Origin of the sequence: Asticcacaulis sp. AC466, assembly GCF_000495815.1 — a bacterium.
Lineage (GTDB): Bacteria > Pseudomonadota > Alphaproteobacteria > Caulobacterales > Caulobacteraceae > Asticcacaulis.
Genome location: NZ_AWGE01000001.1, coordinates 177,672 through 197,917, shown reverse-complemented (window position 1 = coordinate 197,917; position 20,246 = coordinate 177,672). Strand labels below are relative to the sequence as shown.

General features: G+C 59.7%; 18 protein-coding genes. 7 read left to right on the top strand and 11 right to left on the bottom strand.

Features of this window, described 5'->3' with window-relative positions; all coding sequences use genetic code 11:
- Window positions 1-16: 16 nt before the first annotated feature.
- Genes atpH through AEAC466_RS23970 form a run of 5 tightly spaced genes read left to right on the top strand, consistent with a single transcriptional unit; the run spans window position 17 to window position 4,783 of the window.
- A complete protein-coding gene (gene atpH, locus AEAC466_RS23990; RefSeq protein ID WP_031238000.1) occupies window positions 17-598 on the top strand; it encodes an ATP synthase F1 subunit delta in 582 nt (193 codons plus the stop codon).
- 5 nt (window positions 599-603) lie between these two features.
- Window positions 604-2,136, top strand: a complete 1,533-nt coding sequence (gene atpA / locus AEAC466_RS23985) for a F0F1 ATP synthase subunit alpha (RefSeq protein ID WP_023456231.1) — start codon at window positions 604-606, stop codon at window positions 2,134-2,136.
- 23 nt (window positions 2,137-2,159) lie between these two features.
- A complete protein-coding gene (locus tag AEAC466_RS44365; protein WP_031237998.1) occupies window positions 2,160-3,041 on the top strand; it encodes a F0F1 ATP synthase subunit gamma in 882 nt (293 codons plus the stop codon).
- 9 nt (window positions 3,042-3,050) lie between these two features.
- Window positions 3,051-4,499: a F0F1 ATP synthase subunit beta gene (atpD, locus tag AEAC466_RS44360; protein ID WP_023456229.1), complete on the top strand. Its 1,449-nt coding sequence runs from the start codon at window positions 3,051-3,053 to the stop codon at window positions 4,497-4,499.
- A gap of 2 nt (window positions 4,500-4,501) precedes the next feature.
- Window positions 4,502-4,783 (top strand): ATP synthase F1 subunit epsilon, encoded by a 282-nt coding sequence (locus AEAC466_RS23970; protein ID WP_023456228.1) that lies wholly within the window; start codon window positions 4,502-4,504, stop codon window positions 4,781-4,783.
- 63 nt (window positions 4,784-4,846) lie between these two features.
- Here AEAC466_RS23970 and AEAC466_RS23965 read toward each other — a convergent pair whose 3' ends face one another.
- From AEAC466_RS23965 to AEAC466_RS23950, 5 genes are all read right to left on the bottom strand, one after another.
- Entirely contained in the window at window positions 4,847-5,062 is a 216-nt protein-coding gene (locus AEAC466_RS23965) for a hypothetical protein (RefSeq protein ID WP_023456227.1), read from the bottom strand.
- Window positions 5,062-5,214 (bottom strand): DUF3309 domain-containing protein, encoded by a 153-nt coding sequence (locus AEAC466_RS44050; protein ID WP_304412627.1) that lies wholly within the window; start codon window positions 5,212-5,214, stop codon window positions 5,062-5,064. Before AEAC466_RS44050 ends, AEAC466_RS23965 begins: the two co-directional genes overlap by 1 nt.
- Before the next feature lie 103 nt (window positions 5,215-5,317).
- Window positions 5,318-5,857, bottom strand: coding sequence for a hypothetical protein (locus tag AEAC466_RS23960; protein WP_031237995.1), 540 nt, complete (start codon window positions 5,855-5,857; stop codon window positions 5,318-5,320).
- A gap of 85 nt (window positions 5,858-5,942) precedes the next feature.
- Window positions 5,943-6,674: a DUF6445 family protein gene (locus AEAC466_RS23955; protein WP_023456224.1), complete on the bottom strand. Its 732-nt coding sequence runs from the start codon at window positions 6,672-6,674 to the stop codon at window positions 5,943-5,945.
- Window positions 6,675-6,727: 53 nt separating this feature from the next.
- Complete coding sequence (locus AEAC466_RS23950) at window positions 6,728-7,465, bottom strand: GntR family transcriptional regulator (RefSeq protein ID WP_023456223.1); 738 nt, start codon at window positions 7,463-7,465, stop codon at window positions 6,728-6,730.
- 648 nt (window positions 7,466-8,113) lie between these two features.
- On the opposite strand from AEAC466_RS23950, the gene AEAC466_RS23945 reads away from it, so the two are divergent.
- On the top strand, window positions 8,114-10,582 hold the full coding sequence (locus AEAC466_RS23945) for a family 20 glycosylhydrolase (protein ID WP_023456222.1): 2,469 nt from the start codon (window positions 8,114-8,116) through the stop codon (window positions 10,580-10,582).
- 109 nt (window positions 10,583-10,691) lie between these two features.
- Window positions 10,692-11,195, top strand: a complete 504-nt coding sequence (locus tag AEAC466_RS23940) for a pyridoxamine 5'-phosphate oxidase family protein (RefSeq protein WP_031237988.1) — start codon at window positions 10,692-10,694, stop codon at window positions 11,193-11,195.
- A gap of 68 nt (window positions 11,196-11,263) precedes the next feature.
- Here AEAC466_RS23940 and lpdA read toward each other — a convergent pair whose 3' ends face one another.
- From lpdA to AEAC466_RS23910, 6 genes are all read right to left on the bottom strand, one after another.
- Window positions 11,264-12,670 (bottom strand): dihydrolipoyl dehydrogenase, encoded by a 1,407-nt coding sequence (gene lpdA, locus AEAC466_RS23935; RefSeq protein WP_023456220.1) that lies wholly within the window; start codon window positions 12,668-12,670, stop codon window positions 11,264-11,266.
- Between the two features lie 131 nt (window positions 12,671-12,801).
- Window positions 12,802-13,341, bottom strand: coding sequence for a hypothetical protein (locus AEAC466_RS23930; protein ID WP_023456219.1), 540 nt, complete (start codon window positions 13,339-13,341; stop codon window positions 12,802-12,804).
- 78 nt (window positions 13,342-13,419) lie between these two features.
- On the bottom strand, window positions 13,420-14,202 hold the full coding sequence (locus AEAC466_RS23925) for a hypothetical protein (RefSeq protein ID WP_235074064.1): 783 nt from the start codon (window positions 14,200-14,202) through the stop codon (window positions 13,420-13,422).
- Window positions 14,203-14,378: 176 nt separating this feature from the next.
- The gene (locus tag AEAC466_RS23920) at window positions 14,379-15,539 is read right to left on the bottom strand and encodes a patatin-like phospholipase family protein (protein WP_023456217.1); all 1,161 of its coding nucleotides are present in this window, start codon (window positions 15,537-15,539) and stop codon (window positions 14,379-14,381) included.
- A gap of 75 nt (window positions 15,540-15,614) precedes the next feature.
- Window positions 15,615-17,132 (bottom strand): 2-oxoglutarate dehydrogenase complex dihydrolipoyllysine-residue succinyltransferase, encoded by a 1,518-nt coding sequence (gene odhB, locus AEAC466_RS23915; protein ID WP_023456216.1) that lies wholly within the window; start codon window positions 17,130-17,132, stop codon window positions 15,615-15,617.
- 65 nt (window positions 17,133-17,197) lie between these two features.
- Window positions 17,198-20,152 (bottom strand): 2-oxoglutarate dehydrogenase E1 component, encoded by a 2,955-nt coding sequence (locus AEAC466_RS23910; RefSeq protein WP_023456215.1) that lies wholly within the window; start codon window positions 20,150-20,152, stop codon window positions 17,198-17,200.
- Window positions 20,153-20,246: the final 94 nt, after the last annotated feature.

Here is a 20,246-nt window from a genome sequence, read left to right as displayed (position 1 = left end):
AAATTTGGATCTTATCGTGCCAAGCACCACAAGTGATCAATATCGGGAAACGGAAGCCGGCGAACGCTATGCCCGCGCCGCCTTCGACCTCGCGCAGGACACAGGCGTCCTCGATGTCGTGCATGGCGATGTGGCCAATCTCAAGGCGCTCCTTATCGCCAGCGGCGAGTTGCGCACCTTTGTCGGCAGCCAGGTCTACAAGTCGGACGTCAAGCTGAAAGGCCTTCTGGCCGTGGCGACGTCAAAAAAGGGCGCCGGGCTCAAGCTTAGCCCGTTGACCGAAAAAATCCTGGGCGTTCTGGCCGCCAATGGCCGCCTTGGCGAGCTGTTTCCGTTTATCAATGCGTTTAATGCGCTGTATGCCGCCCACAAGGGCATCGTCAGCGCCGAGGTTACATCGGCTGTCGCCCTGTCGGACGTTCAGCTCGAAGACCTCAAGAAGACCCTGGCCAAGACCCTTGGTCACTCCGCCGATATCAGCACGACTGTTGATCCGGCCATCCTGGGCGGCCTTAAGGTCCGCGTAGGTTCGCGTCTCTTCGACGCTTCGCTCAAGACCAAACTTGATTCCCTCAAATTCGCCCTTAAGAGAGCGTAAAATCCATGGACATTCGTGCAGCCGAAATCTCGGCCATCCTCAAGCAACAAATCGCTGGCTTCGGTGAAGAAGCCGATGTTTCCGACGTCGGTTCGGTTCTATCGGTCGGCGACGGTATCGCCCGCGTTTACGGCCTCGACAAGGTTCAGGCCGGTGAAATGGTGCTGTTCCCGGCCGCTGGCGTGAAGGGCATGGCCCTGAACCTGGAAAAGGACAATGTCGGTGTCGTTATCTTCGGTGAAGACCGCGAGATCAAGGAAGGCGACGAAGTGCGCCGCCTCGGCGAAATCGTTGACGTGCCGGTCGGCAAGGGCTTACTCGGCCGCGTCGTCAATCCGCTGGGCGAGCCGATCGACGGCAAGGGCCCGATCGTTTCGACCGAGCGCCGCCGGACCGACCTCAAGGCGCCCGGCATCATCCCGCGTAAATCGGTTCACGAGCCTGTCCAGACCGGCATCAAGGCGATCGACACCCTGATCCCCGTCGGCCGTGGCCAACGCGAACTGATCATCGGTGACCGTCAGACCGGCAAGACCGCCGTCGCCATCGACGCCATCCTGAACCAGAAGGCCGTCAACGAAGGCACCGACGAGAACGCCAAGCTGTACTGCGTCTACGTCGCCATCGGCCAGAAGCGTTCGACCGTTGCCCAGATCGTCAAGGCACTGGAAGAAAACGGCGCCCTGGAATATACCATCGTTGTCGTAGCCTCCGCTTCCGAACCCGCTCCTCTGCAATACCTGGCCCCGTTCGCCGGTTGCGCCATGGGTGAATATTTCCGCGACAACGGCATGCACTCGCTGATCATCTATGACGATCTGTCGAAGCAGGCAGTCGCCTACCGTCAGATGTCGCTGCTGCTGCGCCGTCCGCCCGGCCGCGAAGCCTATCCGGGCGACGTCTTCTACCTGCACTCCCGCCTGCTGGAACGTGCCGCCAAGTTGAACGAAGACAATGGTTCGGGCTCCATGACCGCCTTGCCGATCATCGAAACCCAGGCCAACGACGTGTCGGCCTACATTCCGACCAACGTGATCTCGATCACCGATGGCCAGATCTTCCTCGAAACCGACCTGTTCTATCAGGGCATCCGTCCGGCCGTTAACGTCGGTCTGTCGGTGTCGCGCGTCGGTTCGTCGGCCCAGATCAAGGCGATGAAGCAAGTCGCCGGCGCCATCAAGGGTGACCTGGCTCAGTATCGCGAAATGGCCGCCTTCGCCAAGTTCGGCTCCGATCTCGACGCCGCCACCCAGCGCCTTCTGGCCCGTGGCGCCCGTCTGACCGAGCTTCTGAAGCAGCCGCAATATTCGCCGCTGAAGGTCGAAGAGCAGGTTGCGGTCATCTATGCCGGTACGCGCGGTTACCTCGATAACGTCGCCGTCTCTGACGTCGGCCGTTACGAAAAGGAACTGCTGTCCAGCCTGCGCACCCGTCACGCCGATCTTCTGACCGCGATCCGCGACAAGAAGGCCCTGTCGCCGGAACTCGAAGGTCAGCTGAAGACGATCGTTGCCGATTTCACCTCCAATTTCGCCTAAACCCGGAAAGTTAGTCACACAAAATGGCAAGCTTAAAGGACATGCGCACTCAGATCGGAAGCGTGAAAGCCACGCAGAAGATCACGAAAGCGATGCAGATGGTGGCGGCCGCCAAGCTGAAGCGTGCACAGGACTCGGCGGAAAACGCCCGTCCCTACGCGAAGCGGATGGCGGCGGTCATCGCCAACCTGGCCAAGGGCATCACCGGCGATTCCGCGCCGCAGATGCTGGTCGGCAACGGCTCCACAACGAACCAGCTGGTGGTCGTGGCCACGGCTGACCGTGGTCTGGCCGGTGGTTTCAACTCGAACATCGTCCGTGCCGCGCGCGAATACATCCAGTCGCAAACCGCGGCCGGCAAGAAGGTGCGCCTCATCACGATCGGCCGTAAGGGCCGTGACCAGTTGAAGCGCCAGTTCGCCAGCCAGATCGTCGAGAGCTTCGACTTGTCGGGCACCAAGGTGCTGACGATCGATGTGGTCGCACCGATCGCCGACCTCATCGCCCGCGAATTTTCCGAAGGCCGCGCCGATGTCGTGACCCTCTTCTATTCGCGGTTCCAGTCGGTCATCGCCCAGGTGCCGAGCGCCAAGCGCTTGATCCCGGCAGATGTCGACCTGTCCGCCGCCGCCGATACCGGCGGTGTGCAACCGGTCTATGAGTATGAGCCGTCCGAGGAAGAGATCCTCGAAACGCTTCTGCCGCGTAACCTGTCGGTCCAGCTTCTGGCCAGCTTGCTGGAAAACAATGCGGGCTTCTATGCCTCCCAGATGAGCGCCATGGATAACGCCACGCGTAACGCCGGCGAAATGATCAAAGCCATGAACCTGAAATATAACCGTAAACGCCAGGCCCAGATCACGACCGAACTGATCGAGATCATCGCCGGCGCCGAAGCCCTGTAGGAACGAACCATGTCCGCACCACAAAAGATCACTGCTGCCAAAGGCAAGATCACCCAGATCATCGGCGCCGTCGTTGACGTCTCCTTTGAAGGTGGCATGCCCGCCATCCTGAACGCCCTGGAAACCACCAACGCCGCCACCGGCGCGCGCCTGGTTCTGGAAGTCGCTCAGCACCTGGGTGAAAACACCGTCCGCACCATCGCCATGGACGCCACCGAAGGCCTCGTTCGCGGCCAGGACGTCGCCGACCTCGGCACCCCCATCACGGTTCCGGTTGGCCCTGCCACGCTCGGCCGCATCATGAACGTCATCGGCGAGCCGATCGACGAAGCCGGCCCGATTGAAACCAAGTTCTTCAACCCGATCCATGCTGACGCCCCGGCCTTCGCGGACCAGGCCACATCGGCTGAAATCCTCGTCACCGGCATCAAGGTCATCGATCTGATCTGCCCGTACGCCAAGGGCGGCAAGATCGGCCTGTTCGGCGGCGCCGGCGTCGGCAAGACCGTCACCATCCAGGAACTGATCAACAACATCGCCAAGGCCTACGGCGGCTATTCAGTGTTCGCCGGCGTCGGTGAACGGACCCGCGAAGGCAACGACCTCTATCACGAAATGATCGAGTCTAAGGTGAACGAGCATGGCGGCGGGGGCACCTCGCGCTGTACGCTGGTTTACGGCCAGATGAACGAGCCTCCCGGCGCCCGCGCCCGCGTCGCCCTGACCGGCCTGGCCCAGGCCGAATATTTCCGTGACGTCGAAGGCAAGGACGTTCTGTTCTTCGTCGACAACATCTTCCGCTTCACCCAAGCGGGCTCCGAAGTGTCCGCCCTGCTGGGTCGTATTCCGTCGGCCGTTGGCTATCAGCCGACCCTGGCCACCGAAATGGGCCGTCTGCAGGAACGCATCACCTCGACCAACAAGGGCTCGATCACCTCGGTTCAGGCCGTGTACGTCCCCGCCGACGACTTGACCGACCCGGCCCCGGCCGCTTCGTTCGCCCACTTGGACGCCACAACCGTTCTGTCGCGTTCGATCGCCGAACAAGGCATCTATCCGGCCGTCGATCCGCTCGACTCGACCTCGCGTATCCTCGATCCGCGTGTTGTCGGTCAGGAACACTACGAAACCGCAACGCGCGTTCAGGAAATCCTGCAGCAGTACAAGGCGCTGAAGGACATCATCGCCATCCTCGGCATGGACGAACTGTCGGAAGAAGACAAGGCGACCGTCGCCCGCGCCCGCAAGATTCAGCGCTTCATGTCGCAGCCCTTCCACGTGGCCGAAATCTTCACCGGCACGCCAGGCGTGCTGATGTCGATCGAAGACACCATCAAGGGCTTCAAGGGCATCTGCAACGGTGATTACGATCACCTGCCGGAAGCTGCCTTCTACATGGTCGGCACCATCGAAGACGCCATCGCCAAGGCTGAAAAGCTGGCCGGCGAAGGTAAGTAATCATGGCCGATACGGATAAGCTGCACGTATCCCTGGTGACGCCCGAACGCGAACTGTTCGCGGGTGAGGTCGATCAGGTCGTGGCTCCGGGCGTCGAAGGTGAATTCGGCGTCCTGGCGCACCACGCGCCGTTCATGACCACATTGGCCGAGGGCGATGTCGTCATCCTCGACGGCACCACCAAGCGCGTCTTTCAGGTGCGCGGCGGTTTTGCCGACGTGAACGAAGACGGGATGACTATCCTGGCCGAGCACGCCAATGAATATGGCGAGACCGTTCAGTAGGCGTTGAAAGCGTAGAGTGGTGAGAGTAAAAAGCCTGCCGGATTGCTCCGGCAGGCTTTTTTTCTAGTCCGTCTTCTTTTCGATCGCATCACCGGCTTTTTCGACCGGATTGCGGTCACCCAGTTGGTCGGCGGCCTTTTTAGGTCCCTCTGGTAAGGTTTGAATGGCGTCGCCGACGCGCTCAGTGCCGCTGCGCCTATCGGGTATGTTCAGCACGAACACAGCCAGGATGACTACAATCGCGGCACCCACCAACAGATAAATGGCTTTGCTGTTCATTATATTCGCCCCGTCAGAACCAGAATGATGACGATGACGGCCACCAGGCCCAGACCGCCGCTCGGACCATATCCCCAGCTGCGGCTATGTCCCCAGGTCGGCAGAGCGCCGACAAGGAGCAGGACCAGAATAATGATCAGTATTGTACCCAAAGACAAAACAGCCTCCCTTGAATTGGTTTCAAAAGGCTGAGCCTATTTACGCGCACGTAAGGATAACATGCGCGTCTGGGCAGCAATTTATAAAGGTGCTACGTTATTGGCCTTCATTCAAAATAAACGCAGGCCCAAGTTCCAGCGTCTTGACGGCGCCGCCCAGGGATAGCGACAGTGCAGTCTTGTCGGCGGCATAGTCGTCATTTGCGACGCCCGTAATCGATAGTAACTGCCACGATGTCGTGACGGTGATGAAGCCTTGTTGAATGGCCGGCGAATAGGGCGCGGCATTGATCTGGATTACCGCCGGAACCTGAACCGTGGCCGCCGGATCTTTCGACACCAGCTTGGCGTAGACGCCGACCACGATCTTGTCACCCTTCTTGTAAGCGGTTGTCACCGGCAAGGATGCACCCACATCCCATGCGTTTTGTGTCGGTGCGGTGATAACGACCTGCATGGCCCCGCCGCCCTGGACGTCCTTGTCCTTATGCGCCTTATGCGTCTGCGCGGCGCCATACACGTTCCAGAACTGGGCGCCCGGCTGATTAAGCACGACCGGATTATCGGCCGTCTGGGCCAAAACCGGCGTGGTGGCGCAAGCCAGAACAAGCGCCGAAAGCATGATGGATATCTTCATCTGTGATTATACTCCCCGTGAGGCGTTTCGCCCGCCGGTCATTGAACGCCGGCTGGTGCTTATCAGAACACGGATCGACCCGTTGTCAAGATAGGCTTTGGGCCGGCCTCTGAATGTCGATGAAACTGTTAGCGGTCAAACGGCCTACCGCGGGGTCGGCGCTGAGGCTAGCCCCTTCCAGAAGCCCCGAATGAAGCACATGACTGCGGTAGATGATCAGACGGTTGAATTTCAACGGGGCAAAGTCGATCTGCTCGAAATTGGGCGTTTCATCATTAACGTGTCGCGTCAGGCCCGCCCCGGAGGCCTCGAGTTCCAAGGCCGCCTGTTCGACATAGGCCGCGCGGCGACGGGCGTCGACCCCTTCGAAACCTGTGGCCTTATGCCGAAAAAACGCTGTGCCGCCAGCCATATCCCGGCACAGGTAATGGACCATGGCGATGCGGAACGGATCGGGGGAATCATGATGCGGAATCTTCTGGATTGGCTCCAGCTCTTCGGGCGCCTGTGTCGCCAGGGCGAAAAATCCGAATAAGGTCTTTGGCAGATGCGCCGGCATGCCGAACACTCGCGCCAGCAGGGGGTTGACCGCTGCCACAATACCATTGGCATAATGGGCCGGAAGCGGCGCATTGAGCCCCGGATAGCGGGTATGAGGCGGCGGTGCAAAATCAGCCAAAAGCGCGTCCGCGATCAACGCTTCGGGCTCAGCCAGCACGTCGTCGATAATCAGCAGCGGATGGCCCTCACGGCCGATACGGCGCAACTCCATGCGGGCATCGGAATTCAGGCGCAGGACGGCGGGGGTATCAGACATGACTTTAGAGGCACTCCACCGCATACCGGCAATCAGAGGCAGCGGCCCGGTATTTAGGCACGGTTCAGTTCGGCAACCACGTCATAGGCGTCGCCACGATACCAGCTCTGGGTAAATTCGGCCGCCCGGCCATCGGCTAGGAACCCACGCCGTTCGATGAACAGGCCGGCATCGCCGGGACGAATGCCGAGAATTTCCGCCTGTTCGGGCGTGAAAGACACGGCGCGCAGGCGTTGCAGGGCCCTTACCGGACGATTGCCGGCCGCGTCCAGGGCGGCATATAGGGAGCTCTCGACCGCCGCCAGGTTCGGCAGGCAATAGCCGGGGATGGTCGAGGTTTCGAGCGCCATGGTCTGGCCGTCAGCAAAACGCAGACGCTGAAACCGGTACACAAGCGTACCTGGAGACAGTCCAAGTGATAGGGATTCCTCCGGCGTGACCGCTCCGGACGATTTGGACAGCCATTGGCTGTGCGGCACGCGACCGCGAGATATCATGTCTTCGGAGAAGGAGCTCAGCTTTGAGAAGCTTTTTTCGACCCGGGAGGCCACGAAAGTGCCCGCCCCGCGGCGGCGCGTAATCAGACCTTCGTTAACCAGACCGTCCACGGCCTTTCGCACGGTCAGCCGGGACACACCAAATTCCTCAGCAAGGTCGCGTTCAGGTGGAATTGCGGCCTCTGGGCTCAACAAGCGTGATAGGATGGCATCACGCAGAATTTTTTGCAGTTGCATATACAACGGCGCGGGATCGTCGCTGACCAGCCCCCCAACGGTATCGATAAAAGACATGCGCCCTCCCCGAGCGATTTTCAGGTCCAATTTTGCTTGAGCGCGTTGTTTGGTGCGCCGATTATATGCGTGGACCAGCACAACCGCCCCAGCTGTGACTCCGTTGACGGATAGAACAGTATTATTCCATTGGTATGGTTCCGTCAAATCCTTTGTCCGCGATTCCCGTGGGAGAGATTCTTCATTTCACTGATAAATGCAAAACACCGACAGATATAGAAATCTAGACTTATTCCTTATTATTCAATAGGATATAATTTTTCCGCAACCAAACATTCATCTGACGATATTTGTAATCCCCAAAATTTGTCGCTTATTGACCTGTAATTGGTATTATCCAAATCCCTTAAGAGAGTGGCATTTATGCAATTTGAAGTAAGAAATACCCCGCCACCATCTTACCCCTGTAAAAAGCGAATTGGGGTGGCATTAATCCGTCTTTCGATGTCAGCGAATTGGTATTAGACGGTCCGCCGGACATGTACGGCTGCCGTCACCACGCGCCCGGTCCCGGCTCAACTGACGCCATGCTCCCAACGAAAGAAATTTTATATTGGTGCTTTATTGGTTCTACATTGGCAAATATGCACAATTGACAAAGTCATAAGCCTCAGTCACCTTAACCGCATAATCAAGAGCGAGGGAACCATGTCGATTTTCATTCGTAACAGCCTGTTTGCGGCCGCCCTTCTGACCACAACGGCCCTTGTCCCGGGAATTTCCTGCGCCACGACACAGGCCCAGCTCGACAGCTTCGCCAACACTCTCGGCTATAAGGTAAGCAATGACGCCGGCCGCACCCGCATCGACATAACCCTGCCTAAGAGCTTGCCCGATAGTGCTTGGTCACTCTATTTCGGCTCTGTCAGCGCCATTGCCAAGGCCGACAGTGACCAGTTCGACCTTACGCATATCAATGGTGACAATTTCCGCCTGACGCCAAAGCCAGGCGTAATCCTGACGCCCAGCGCAACCTACACTATATATTATGCTGGCGTTGCCCGCTCGGAATACCAGGTCCTGCCCAATGCCTATATTGTCGCGGACGGCTTAGCGCCCCGCACTATCGCCGCCACTCGCACGAAATTTGACCCCCAGAGTGGTCTGGAACGCCTGCCTTTTGTTACGCCGATACCTTACGATGCTACCTCGCTGACACCTGAGCGCGCCTTCGCGCTCAATGCGACCCGTCAAGTTACCCAGGCCGCCCCAGACTTCGTCATCCTGCCCACGCCCCTGGCCGCAAAGCACCTGGAGGGCAAGCCTCTGCCTCTCAGCGGTGGCATTCGCATCGCCAAACTCGAGGGCGGCACGATGCCCGATATTAAGGCCGCACTCGACGCCAGCCGCCTGCACTTAAGCAACAAGGGTGTACCAGTAGACATCACCATAGACGGCCAAGGCAAGGCGGAGTCTTATCACCTGATCGCCCGCGACGGCAAAATTGCCATCACTGCCGCCGATGCTGCCGGAGCTGCCTACGCCCTTACCAGCCTGGGCCAGCAAGCCGCCTATGAACATAATCGCCTGAAGCCGCTGGAAATCAGCGACGCGCCGCGTTTTGGCTTCCGCGGGCTGCATATCGATCTGGCGCGTAATTTTCACAGCAAGGCCTTTATCCTGGCGACAATCGACCAGATGGCAGAATACAAGCTCAACCGCCTGCATCTCCACCTGGGCGACGACGAAGGCTGGCGCCTGGCCATCAAACCCTTGCCAGAGCTGACTGAGATCGGTAGCCACCGTTGTCACGACCTTACCGAAGACAAATGCCTGCTGCCGCAACTCGGCGCCGGGCCACAAGGCAGCCCGATCGTCGATGGCTACCTGACGCGCGCCGACTATATCGAAATCGTGCAGATCGCCGCCGCGCACCATATAGAGGTCATTCCGTCCTTCGACATGCCGGGACATTCCCGCGCCGCCGTCCGATCGATGGAAGCCCGCTACCGCCGCCTGATGGCAGAAGGCAAGCCGGAGGCGGCGAACGAATTCCGCCTTCAGGACCCGGATGACAAGACCGTATACAGCTCGATCCAGCACTATAACGACAACACACTGAACATCTGCCTTCCCTCCACCTATCACTTCATCGATACCGTGATCGACGAGATTCAGGCGATGCATCGCGAGGCGGGCGTGCCGCTGAAAATCTATCATATCGGCGCGGACGAAACGGCAGGCGCCTGGACGAACTCGCCGGCTTGCCAAACGCTGATCAAGGAAAAGGGTCTGACGCCGGAGCACATGACGCCCTACTTCATCACCCAGGTGTCACAGATGCTGGGCAAGAAGGGTATCGAACCCGCTGGCTGGAGCGATGGCATGGGCCACGTAAAGCCTGAGGAGATGCCCAAGGTCGTACAATCCAACAGCTGGGGCGGGTTGTTTACCGGGGGCGTGGCCGAAGCCTACCGCCAGGCCAATCGTGGCTGGGACGTTGTCATGTCGACGCCGGAAGTGTTGTATTTCGATATGCCCTACGCCCCCGACCCGAAGGAACGCGGCATGGACTGGGCATCACGCGGCACCGACCTGTTCAAGGTCTTCGCCTTCATGCCGGAAAATCTGGCGGCCAATGCCAGCCTGATGACCGATTTACAGGCGCGCGGCCAGACCGTCGCAGACACCGAGCCACTGGAATCCGGCCGCAAAATAACCGGAATGCAGGGCCAGCTATGGAGTGAGGGCGTCCGGACCGACAGCATCGCTGACTATCTTATCTATCCGCGCACAATGGCCCTCGCCGAACGTGCCTGGCACATCGGATCATGGGAACCCGCCTACGTCGCGGGCCGCGCCTATCACTACGGCGACGGCCAGATCGACTACAACGGCTTGCTGTCGGACTGGCAGAACTTCAATGACCGTCTGGCGCCGCGACTCGCGGACATGGAAGCGGCCGGTATAGCCTACCGTCTGCCCGCACCGGGTGCCCGGATCACCGGCGGCGTCTTCGAAGCAAACCTGGCCTATGGCGATCTGGCTATTCAGTACCGCACGGCGGGCGGCAAATGGACCGCTTATCGCGGTCCGGTCGCGGTCAATGGAACAGTTGAGACACGGTCGGTCGCGCCGAACGGCAAACGCTTCAGCCGCATCGTATCGGTTCAGTAGCGGGCGGCACGCGCCGCCTAATTACGCGCGCCCGTATCAAAGCTCGCCGTTTCCTGATCGTATCCTTACCCGGCAACCGCCATGGTCATCTCCTTTAATGGAGATTGACATGGCTAATCTGCACGGCGCGGAAGCGCGCGAAAAAATCTGGTCTCTGATCAAGGATATCAAGGTCTCGATGATGGCGACGTCGGATGATGCCGGTGTCTTTCATGCGCGGCCAATGATGTGTAAACAGGCGGAAACCTTCGACGGCACGCTGTGGTTCTTCACCGGCGCAGACACCGAAAAGGCGCAGGAGATCGAAAATCATCCAACTGCCCTCCTCACCTACTCTGATACCAGCGCACATCGTTATGTTTCGGTATCGGGACGCGCCGTCATCGAACGTGATCGCGCAAAGATCGACGCCTTGTGGAGCGATCTGGACAAGGTGTGGTTCCCCGCCGGCAAGGAAGACCCCAACCTCGTCCTTATCCGTTTCGAGGCCGAAGAGGCTGAATTCTGGGATACCCCGGGCGCAGTCGCCACAGGTCTGGCCTATGTAAAGGCCTTTATGACTGGGGAACTGCCCAAGGTCGGTGACGTCGGCAAGGCCAACCTGTCCCATTGACCGACCTCAACAACAGAAAAGGGAGCCAAGGCTCCCTTTTCCACAGTCCGTAGTCGCAGGCGATCGGCCTACATCTGCATGGCCCAGTTTTCGACGCCCATGGCCGCCTGACGGACGGCTTCGGAGCGCGTAGGGTGCGGGTGGCAGGTCCGTGCCAGATCTTCCGAAGCCCCGCCGAACGCCATCAGGACGCAGGCTTCGCCGATCATTTCGCCGACCTGCGGCCCCATCATGTGGACACCCAAGACCTTGTCTGTCTTGGCGTCGGCAATGAATTTCACGAAGCCCTCGGTTTCGTGGTTGATCTTGGCGCGGCTATTGGCCGTGAACGGGAACTTGCCAGTCTTGTACGCCACGCCCGACGCCTTGACCTGTTCCTCGGTCTGACCGACCCAAGCCACTTCCGGATAGGTATAGACGACCGACGGCACCAGATTGTAATCGACATGCCCGGCCTTACCCGCGATCAGCTCAATACAGGCAACCGCATCTTCTTCCGCCTTGTGCGCCAGCATTGGGCCCAAGATAACATCGCCGATGGCCCAGACGCCCGGCGCGGTGGTCTTGAAATGGTTGGTCGGAATGAAGCCGCGTGCGTCCGGCGTGACGCCAACCGACTCGAGGCCCAGTCCCTTAGTGAAGGGACGGCGGCCGATGGCGACCAGCACGACATCAGCGGTGAGTTTTTCCGGTGTCCCGCCGGCGGCGGGCTCCAGGGTCAGTTCGACGCCCTTGCTACCCGGCTTAGCGGACGTCACCTTGGTGCCCAGCTTGAAGCTCACGCCCTGTTTGACCAGTGCCTTCTGGAAGGCGGTGGCCATTTCGGTATCCATGCCTGGCGTAATGCGGTCAAGGAATTCGACGACAGTGACCTGAGCGCCAAGGCGGCGCCACACAGAGCCGAGTTCAAGGCCGATAATGCCGGCGCCAACCACGACCAGCGACTTCGGCACGGCCGGCAAAGACAGGGCGCCGGTCGAATCGACGATCGACTTTTGATCGACTTCGACGCCCGGCAGCGGCGTCGGCTCAGAACCGGTGGCGACGACGATGTTCTTGGTGTTGAGGGTCTGGGTGGCGCCATCCGCGCCGGTGACGATGACCCGACCCGGACCGGCGATGGTCCCGCGTCCGACAAAGTAAGTGACCTTATTCTTCTTCATCAGGAATTCGACGCCCTTGGTAAGGGCGGTGACGCTGTCCTGCTTGGCCTTCATCATCTGGACCAGATTGACCTTAGGCGCAGCGACTTCGATGCCGATATTGGCAAATTCGTGGCCCGCCAACTCGTACAGTTCCGATGCATGCAGAAGCGCCTTGGATGGCATGCAGCCGACATTCAGGCAGGTGCCGCCGAGAACGCCGCGCGACTCGACGATCGCGGTCTTGAGGCCAAGCTGGCCGGCGCGGACGGCTGCGTTATAGCCACCGGGTCCGCCGCCGATGATCACTACGTCGAAATTGTCTTCAGCCATGCCAGTAGCCCTTTTAAGTCGGTAAATTGCTGCCTGTTAGCTAGGAGCCCATGCCGTTTGGGTCAAGTCAATTACGCCGACAAAAGCGGTTTTCTTGCCAGTTTCTGTCCGCGATCGCATGGGACGGCATCTCAGGGGACAGCGGCGGACATCCGCTTCTGCGGACGAAAGCTGGTGAGATAGACGAAAAAACCCATGACCAGGGCGATCAGGGTGAGCACATAGCGCGGGTCCCATCCGGACAGGACGGTATAGATCTTGTCCATCAAGCCAAAGCTTTTGTCGCCATTTGTCAGATAGGTCAGGATCAGGTCGGCGATAAAACCGATCAGGTAGACGAAGGCCGCGCGGATATTGCCGTTGGCGTGCAGCAGCGCCGCCAGCAGATACAGGCCGATGACCGCACTCCACAGGAAGATAACCGGCTTGTTGTCGGTAACAATGGCCTGAACGGCGGTATCGCCCTGAATGGAATCGGCCATGGGCTCAGGCGGTGGCTGATAGGCGGGTGCATCGAAGCCCCCGTGGTAGTCGCTTTGGTCCATGCTCCGCGCCGCAATGGTGGGGCCATTGACATCCGGAGGCAGCAGGAAAGCCTTCACCACGGGAAACGCGATCCAGCCGACATAGGCAATTACGATTGCCACGATAAACCAACGCAGATACTTCATGCCGTCACCTGTCCGCCGCTGAAGGGTTAACGAAAGCTTAGCTCAAATACCGGCGCATGACTACTCCCGCCGTCGCCCCTATTCCTCGACCTTGGGCTCGCCCAGTTGTGGCAGGACGGCAGCGGGATTGTCCTTCATGGCACCGAGCGCACCCAGGTTATGGCTGGCGAATTCGACCACCTGGAAGAAATAATCCTTGCCACCACAGGCCAGCCCGCCTTCGGCATATGCGGTACGGTACGCCTTGGCGGCGGCGGCCTGCGCCTGGCCGAACTGTTCGGCGGTCAGCCGGGTTTCGGCTATATCCACCGTCTGTGCCTTGCGCATACGCGCGAACCCAAAGGCCGACTGAGCACAGGCCGTTGCGGCATTGACGACATTGGGCTTGAGGATCAGGTCTTCGTTGAGGTTGAACTCCTTATCCTGGTTGGGATCGTCAGGAATGAAGGCCATCGGTGGCGCACCCGGCACGCTTTCACCACCAGCCACGCCGTTCAGGCTGGCGCGGGGCTTGGGACGTCCGACATGCTTGGCCAGGTAGATCCAGAATTCTGACTGATCCAGCATGGCATCTTCGTTAAACGTTATATCGAACTTGTCACCGGAATTGATATACAGGTCGAGCATGCTTCGAAACCCGCGCTTCAGCTTTTCCTTGTCGGCCTGAGTCATCTGGCTCGAAACGGATGGACGGCCCAGATCAAGGGCGATGCCATATTCCAGCATGGCATCCGGGTGATTGACGTCGGCCTTCATCAACAGGTCCATCATCGGCGTCGTCATGGCAGCATTCACATAGGCCTGTCCCTTGACCGCGTCCGCCGTCGTGAAGGATTCCCGGTTGCTAAGTTCCTTCTTCATACCTTTCGCATCGGCCGCGCAGGCCAAAGCCAGCCCCATAACAGCCAGCCCACATATCTGTAACGTCCTCATCCCTAACCCCTTTTTATATTACTTGTTTTTGAGAGATTAATTCACACCCAGGCCGGCACCAAGCGGAATGTGTAAGCAGCTTCAAAGATTTATGACATGGGATATTAAGGCCGCACAAAGCCCTTACCATCGACGCTCAGGTCATAGCCCAGGTTAAAAACCGTCTGCATACTGTCCTTGTCGAAGGCCATCAGGCCACCACCGGTAAAACTGTCCGGGATGCTGACCACCGATACGCTCAGGCCGTTACGGGCAGCGAAGCCCTTGATACTGACCAGGGTCGTCCGGGCCTGGGCGCGCGTCAGCGTGTCGAAACTACGCGCCGCGACGTCGAGCGCCCGGTATTTGGTGACGGCAAAATGGGGATTTATATTGCCGTTGACCAAGACGTAGATCCGCCCGTTGGTTTTCAGGGCATCGGGTACCTTCCAGTTCAGGAGCGATTCCGGCAGGACGAAAAAAGGCATGGTGACGCTGCCGTCAACATGCATTTCGTTGATTTCGGAGGTGGCGCCGTTCTCGTTGACTTCGGTACGGATCATCACGGGCGCGAAGGCCGCCGGGACACTGGCCGAAGCCGCCAGGACCTGGCGGATCAGGTCGCGGGCCCGGATCTTGCCATCCTCGCCTTGCGCGACGCCTTGCGATGCGATGGCGCCAAGGTCCCAGATGACCCCGCTCTGGGTATCGAGATTAGTCGTGGCGACGTAGAGCCGCCCGCCCTTGTCATCGACCTTGGCCGCAATGTCTTCGACCAGTTTGACATCGACGAAATGATTGACCAATCCGCTGAACGTCTTCGAACTGTATACCCCTGGCGTGAATAGAGCGCCCAAGGGCCGCTTCTTCATCGAACGCGTGGCGATGCCGCTGGTATAGGCCTCGCGCAGCTGCGGGTCGTAGTCGGGCCCCAGGAAGGCAAAAGGCGCGATCAGCGCACCCGTGGACACACCGGTGACGACCTGAAAATCCGGCCGGTCACCCTTTTTCGTCCAGCCAACCAACACGCCGGCACCGAACGCGCCATCGGCGCCACCGCCTGACAAGGCCAGTATGGACAGCTGTTTTGTCGGATGCGCCTGACGGTTGGCGATCAGATCGCGTTCCAGCTTCGCCGTCAGATTTTCATCTTCCGACGACACCCGAACATCGGTGAAACCAGGCAATTCCGCCTTGCGTTGTTCGTGGGTATTGAAGGCTTCGCGCGGCGTGCTGAGGCACCCAGTCAGGCAAAGGGCCAGAAGCAGAATAACAAAACGTTTCATGATCAAAGCCGGATGAAAAAGCCCGCTACCGTGTATCACGATAGCGGGCTTAATGCATTAGCGGAAAAATGCCGATTAGACGTCGAGCACGAAGCGCTGCGGGTCTTCCAGGCCTTCCTTGACGCGGACCAGGAAGGTAACGGCTTCCTTGCCGTCAACGATGCGGTGATCGTAGCTCAAAGCCAGATACATCATCGGACGGATGACCACCTGACCATTGACCGCCATCGGGCGTTCCTTGATCGAGTGCATGCCCAAGATGCCGACTTGCGGCATGTTGAGGATCGGCGTTGACATCAGCGAGCCATAGATGCCGCCATTGGTGATGGTGAAGGTGCCGCCTTGAAGCTGATCGATCGACAGGGTGCCGTCGCGGGCCTGCTTGCCCAGGGCGGCGATGCCCTTTTCGATGCCGGCCAGCGACAGCGTATCGACGTCACGCAGGACCGGAACGACCAGACCCTTATCGGTGCCGACGGCAACGCCGAGGTCGTAGTGGTTCTTGTAGATGATGTCCGTGCCGTCGATTTCGGCGTTTACGGCCGGAATGTCCTTCAGCGCGGCGACAACCGCCTTGGCGAAGAACGACATGAAGCCGAGCTTGACGCCGTGACGCTTTTCGAAGGCGTCCTTGTAGGCATTGCGCAACGCCATGATGGTCGACATGTCGACTTCGTTGAAGGTCGTCAGTTGGGCAGCCGTGTTCTGCGATTCCTTCAGACGACGGGCAATGGTCTGACGCAGGCGCGTCATCTTTACACGTTCTTCACGCGGACCGACCGGGCGCGGTGCGGCAGGAGCGGCCGCAACCGGCACCGGTGCCGAAGCTGCCGGGGCCGGGGTGCTGAGAGCGGCCAGTGCGTCACCCTTGGTGATGCGGCCGTCCTTACCCGTGCCATCGACCTTGTTCGGGTCAAGGCCGGTTTCGGAAACGATACGCTGGACGGCCGGCGACAACGGCTTGTCCGACGAAGCAGAAGCGGCCACCGGTGCGGCGGCGGGGGCTGGTGCTGCCGCCGCGGGAGCGGAAGCGGCGACCGAACCATCGGTCGAGATGCGGGCGATGACCTGACCCGGCGTGACCGTCGCGCCATTGGCGGCAACGATATCGGCCAGGGTGCCGTCGGCGGGCGATGCCACTTCGACGGCGACCTTATCGGTTTCGATTTCAACGAGGATTTCGTCCTTCTTGACCGCATCGCCCTTGTTCTTGCGCCAGGTCGAGATGGTGCCTTCGGCAACCGACTCGCCCATCACCGGCGTCTTGACGTCGAGCATAGCGCTCGAAGCGGCAGGTGCCGGAGCTGCGGCAGCAGCGGGCGCTGCCGCAGGCTTGGCGGCGGGAGCGGACGCCGTGGCACCAGCGCCACCGACCGAACCGAGCACCATGCCAGGCGTGACGGTTTCACCTTCACCAACGAGGATTTGCAGCACACCGTCAGAGGGCGCTGCGACTTCAAGAGAAACCTTGTCGGTTTCCAGTTCGACGAGGATTTCGTCTTTCTTCACCGTTTCGCCGGACTTTTTCGTCCACTTGGCAATGGTAGCTTCGGTTACGGATTCGCCCAGGACGGGAACGAGAATGTCAGCCATAGGGGTAGGCTCCAGATTGTTTTGTGCGGTTACGCGAATGGATTCAGTGAGGCTGGCCTTTGCGCTTAGGCAAAGGCCTCGTTCAGGAAGGTTTCGAGTTCTTTGAGGTGGCGGCTCATCTGGCCGGCGGCGGTCGATGCCGAGGCCGGACGGCCGACATAGCGGGCGCGCTTGGCCTTGATGTTCAGCCGGTCGAGCGTCAGTTCAAGCCACGGCTCGACAAAGGTCCAGCCGCCCATGTTCTTCGGTTCTTCCTGACACCACACCAGTTCGGCGTTCTTGAAGCGGCCCAGCTCAGTCATCAGCGACTTCATCGGCCACGGATAGAACTGCTCCAGACGCATCAGATACACGTCCTTGATCTGCTTCTTTTCACGGTCTTCGAGCAGATCGTAATAGACCTTGCCCGAACACAGCACGACGCGGCGGATCTTGTCGTCCGAAGCGATTTTGATGCCCGAAATCTCTGGCCTGCGTTCGGCGTCGTCGTGCAGGACGCGGTGGAAGGAGGAACCTTCCGAGATGTCCGACAGGCTGGAAACGGCCTTCTTATGACGCAGAAGCGACTTCGGCGTCATAAGGATCAGCGGCTTGCGGAACGGCCGGTGAATCTGACGGCGCAGAATGTGGAAATAGTTGGACGGCGTCGTACAATTGGCGACCTGCATATTGTCTTCGGCGCACATCTGAAGGAAGCGTTCCAGGCGGGCGGAAGAGTGTTCCGGCCCCTGGCCTTCATAGCCGTGCGGCAGCAACATGACGAGACCCGACATACGCAGCCATTTGCGTTCACCCGACGAGATGAACTGGTCGATAATGACCTGGGCGCCGTTGACGAAGTCGCCGAACTGGCCTTCCCACAGGGTCAGGGTATTCGGATCAGCCAGAGAGTAGCCGTATTCGTAGCCGAGCACGGCCTCTTCCGACAGGGCGGAGTCGATGCCTTCATACATCGCCTGGCCATCACGGATGTGGTTGAACGGGAAATACCGCTCTTCGGTCCGTTGATCGACAAACGCCGAGTGACGTTGCGAGAAGGTGCCGCGGATCGAATCCTGGCCCGACAGTCGAACCGGGAAGCCTTCATCGAGCAGCGAACAGAAGGCGAGGGATTCGGCAGTCGCCCAATCGAGACCTTCGCCGGTGGCAATCATTTGCTGACGCGCCTCGATGACGCGGCGCAGCGTCTTGTGAGCGTCAACCGAATTCGGGATAGTGGTGATCTTCTGGCCGATTTCCGTCAGACGGGCGCGCGCCACGGCGGTCGAGCCGCGACGTTCGTCTTCTTCCGGCAGGCCAAGGCCTTGCCACTTGCCGTCGAGCCAGTCGGCCTTGGTGGCTTTGTACGCCTTGCCCGCTTCGAATTCGGCGTCGAGGAAGGTATCGAAATCGGAGATGAAGCCATCGACTTCGGCCTGGGTCACGACACCTTCCTTGATCAGGCGCGCGGTATAGAGTTCGCGCGTCGATGGATGGTCCTTGATCTTGGCATACATGATCGGCTGGGTGAATGTGGGATCGTCGCCTTCGTTGTGGCCGAAGCGGCGATAGCAGAACATGTCAACCACCACGTCCTTGGCGAACTTTTGGCGGAACTCGGTCGCCATCTTGGCGGCGAAGACCACGGCTTCGGGATCGTCGCCGTTACAGTGAAGGATCGGCGCCTGAGCCATCAACGCCACGTCGGACGGATACGGCGAGGAGCGCGAGAAGCGCGGCGCCGTAGTGAAGCCGATCTGATTATTGATGACGAAATGCATCGTGCCGCCGGTCTTATAGCCCTTCAGCCCCATGAGGGCGAAGCACTCCATGCCGACGCCTTGGCCAGCAAAGGCCGCGTCGCCGTGGATCAGCAGACCCATGGCCATGCCGCGTTCGGGGTTGACATCCGACTTGCCGCGCAGTTTGAACGCCTGCTTGGCGCGCGTCTTGCCCAGAACGACCGGGTTGACGATTTCGAGGTGCGACGGGTTGGCAGTCAGCGACAGGTGGACATTGTTACCGTCAAAGGCGCGGTCCGAAGAGGCACCCATGTGATACTTGACGTCCGACGAGCCTTCGATATCCGACGGCAGGGTCGAGCCGCCCTGGAATTCGTGGAAGATGGCGCGGTACGGCTTGCCCATGACGCCGGCCAGCACATTCAGGCGGCCACGGTGGGCCATGCCAAAGATGATGTCCTGAACGCCCAGCGCGCCACCGCGCTTGATGATCTGTTCCAGCGCCGGGATCATGGCTTCGCCGCCATCAAGGCCGAAGCGCTTGGTGCCGGGGAAACGGCGGTGACAGAAGCGTTCGAAGCCTTCGGTTTCGATCAGCTTCTTGAGGATGGCGATCTTGCCTTCCTTGGTGAAGGTGATTTCCTTGTCGCGGCCTTCGATGCGTTCCTGCACCCAGGCCTTTTCGGCCGGGTCGGCAATATGCATGTACTGGACGCCGACATTGCCGCAATAGGTGCGGCGCAGAAGAGCGATGATTTCCTTGAGCGTGGCGGTTTCCAGACCCAGCACGCCATCGATGAAGATCGAGCGTTCCTGGTCGGCGGCGGTGAAGCCCCAGTATTCCGGCGTCAGCTCGGCATTCTGGATCGGGGGCTCAAGGCCCAAAGGATCCAGGTTGGATTGCAGGTGGCCGCGGATCCGGAAGGCGCGGATCAGCATCAGGGCGCGGATCGAATCGCGCGACGCAGCCTGGAGATCGGCGGGCGATGCACCCGGATTTTTTGCGGCGATATTCTTTTCGACCTTCGCCTGCACGGCGGGCCAGAAGCCATCCATGGCCGAGGTCAGGTCGTCACGCGGCGGATCAACGGGCCGCGCCCATCCGCCGACTTCGGCGTTGGCGCTGACCAGATCCGGCCTGTCCATGAGGGAATCGAAGAAAGCGCGCCATTCGGGGGATACCGACCCGGGGTCCTGCGCCCAGCGTTCCTGCATCATTTCGATGAAGATCGCGTTTGTGCCGTAAAGGAATGAGGTCTCGGCAAAGACCTGATTTAGCCGACCGGAATCGTCTGCCATGTGATGTACCGCTCAGACGGCCAATTACGACACCGCCTGCCTTTCCATGTTTTATATGAGACGCGGGCCAACAACGACACCCGGTCTTCGGGAC

Bases quoted from the DNA above. Each gene is read 5' to 3' on its own strand.
- AEAC466_RS23940 (WP_031237988.1), top strand. From the start codon at position 10,692: ATGGCTAATCTGCACGGCGCGGAAGCGCGCGAAAAAATCTGGTCTCTG.
- AEAC466_RS23950 (WP_023456223.1), bottom strand. From the start codon at position 7,465: ATGTCTTTTATCGATACCGTTGGGGGGCTGGTCAGCGACGATCCCGCG.
- AEAC466_RS23955 (WP_023456224.1), bottom strand. From the start codon at position 6,674: ATGTCTGATACCCCCGCCGTCCTGCGCCTGAATTCCGATGCCCGCATG.
- AEAC466_RS23945 (WP_023456222.1), top strand. From the start codon at position 8,114: ATGTCGATTTTCATTCGTAACAGCCTGTTTGCGGCCGCCCTTCTGACC.
- AEAC466_RS44365 (WP_031237998.1), top strand. From the start codon at position 2,160: ATGGCAAGCTTAAAGGACATGCGCACTCAGATCGGAAGCGTGAAAGCC.
- AEAC466_RS23965 (WP_023456227.1), bottom strand. From the start codon at position 5,062: ATGAACAGCAAAGCCATTTATCTGTTGGTGGGTGCCGCGATTGTAGTC.
- AEAC466_RS23920 (WP_023456217.1), bottom strand. From the start codon at position 15,539: ATGAAACGTTTTGTTATTCTGCTTCTGGCCCTTTGCCTGACTGGGTGC.
- AEAC466_RS23970 (WP_023456228.1), top strand. From the start codon at position 4,502: ATGGCCGATACGGATAAGCTGCACGTATCCCTGGTGACGCCCGAACGC.
- odhB (WP_023456216.1), bottom strand. From the start codon at position 17,132: ATGGCTGACATTCTCGTTCCCGTCCTGGGCGAATCCGTAACCGAAGCT.
- atpA (WP_023456231.1), top strand. From the start codon at position 604: ATGGACATTCGTGCAGCCGAAATCTCGGCCATCCTCAAGCAACAAATC.
- lpdA (WP_023456220.1), bottom strand. From the start codon at position 12,670: ATGGCTGAAGACAATTTCGACGTAGTGATCATCGGCGGCGGACCCGGT.
- AEAC466_RS23910 (WP_023456215.1), bottom strand. From the start codon at position 20,152: ATGGCAGACGATTCCGGTCGGCTAAATCAGGTCTTTGCCGAGACCTCA.
- AEAC466_RS23925 (WP_235074064.1), bottom strand. From the start codon at position 14,202: ATGAAGAAGGAACTTAGCAACCGGGAATCCTTCACGACGGCGGACGCG.
- AEAC466_RS23930 (WP_023456219.1), bottom strand. From the start codon at position 13,341: ATGAAGTATCTGCGTTGGTTTATCGTGGCAATCGTAATTGCCTATGTC.
- atpD (WP_023456229.1), top strand. From the start codon at position 3,051: ATGTCCGCACCACAAAAGATCACTGCTGCCAAAGGCAAGATCACCCAG.
- AEAC466_RS23960 (WP_031237995.1), bottom strand. From the start codon at position 5,857: ATGAAGATATCCATCATGCTTTCGGCGCTTGTTCTGGCTTGCGCCACC.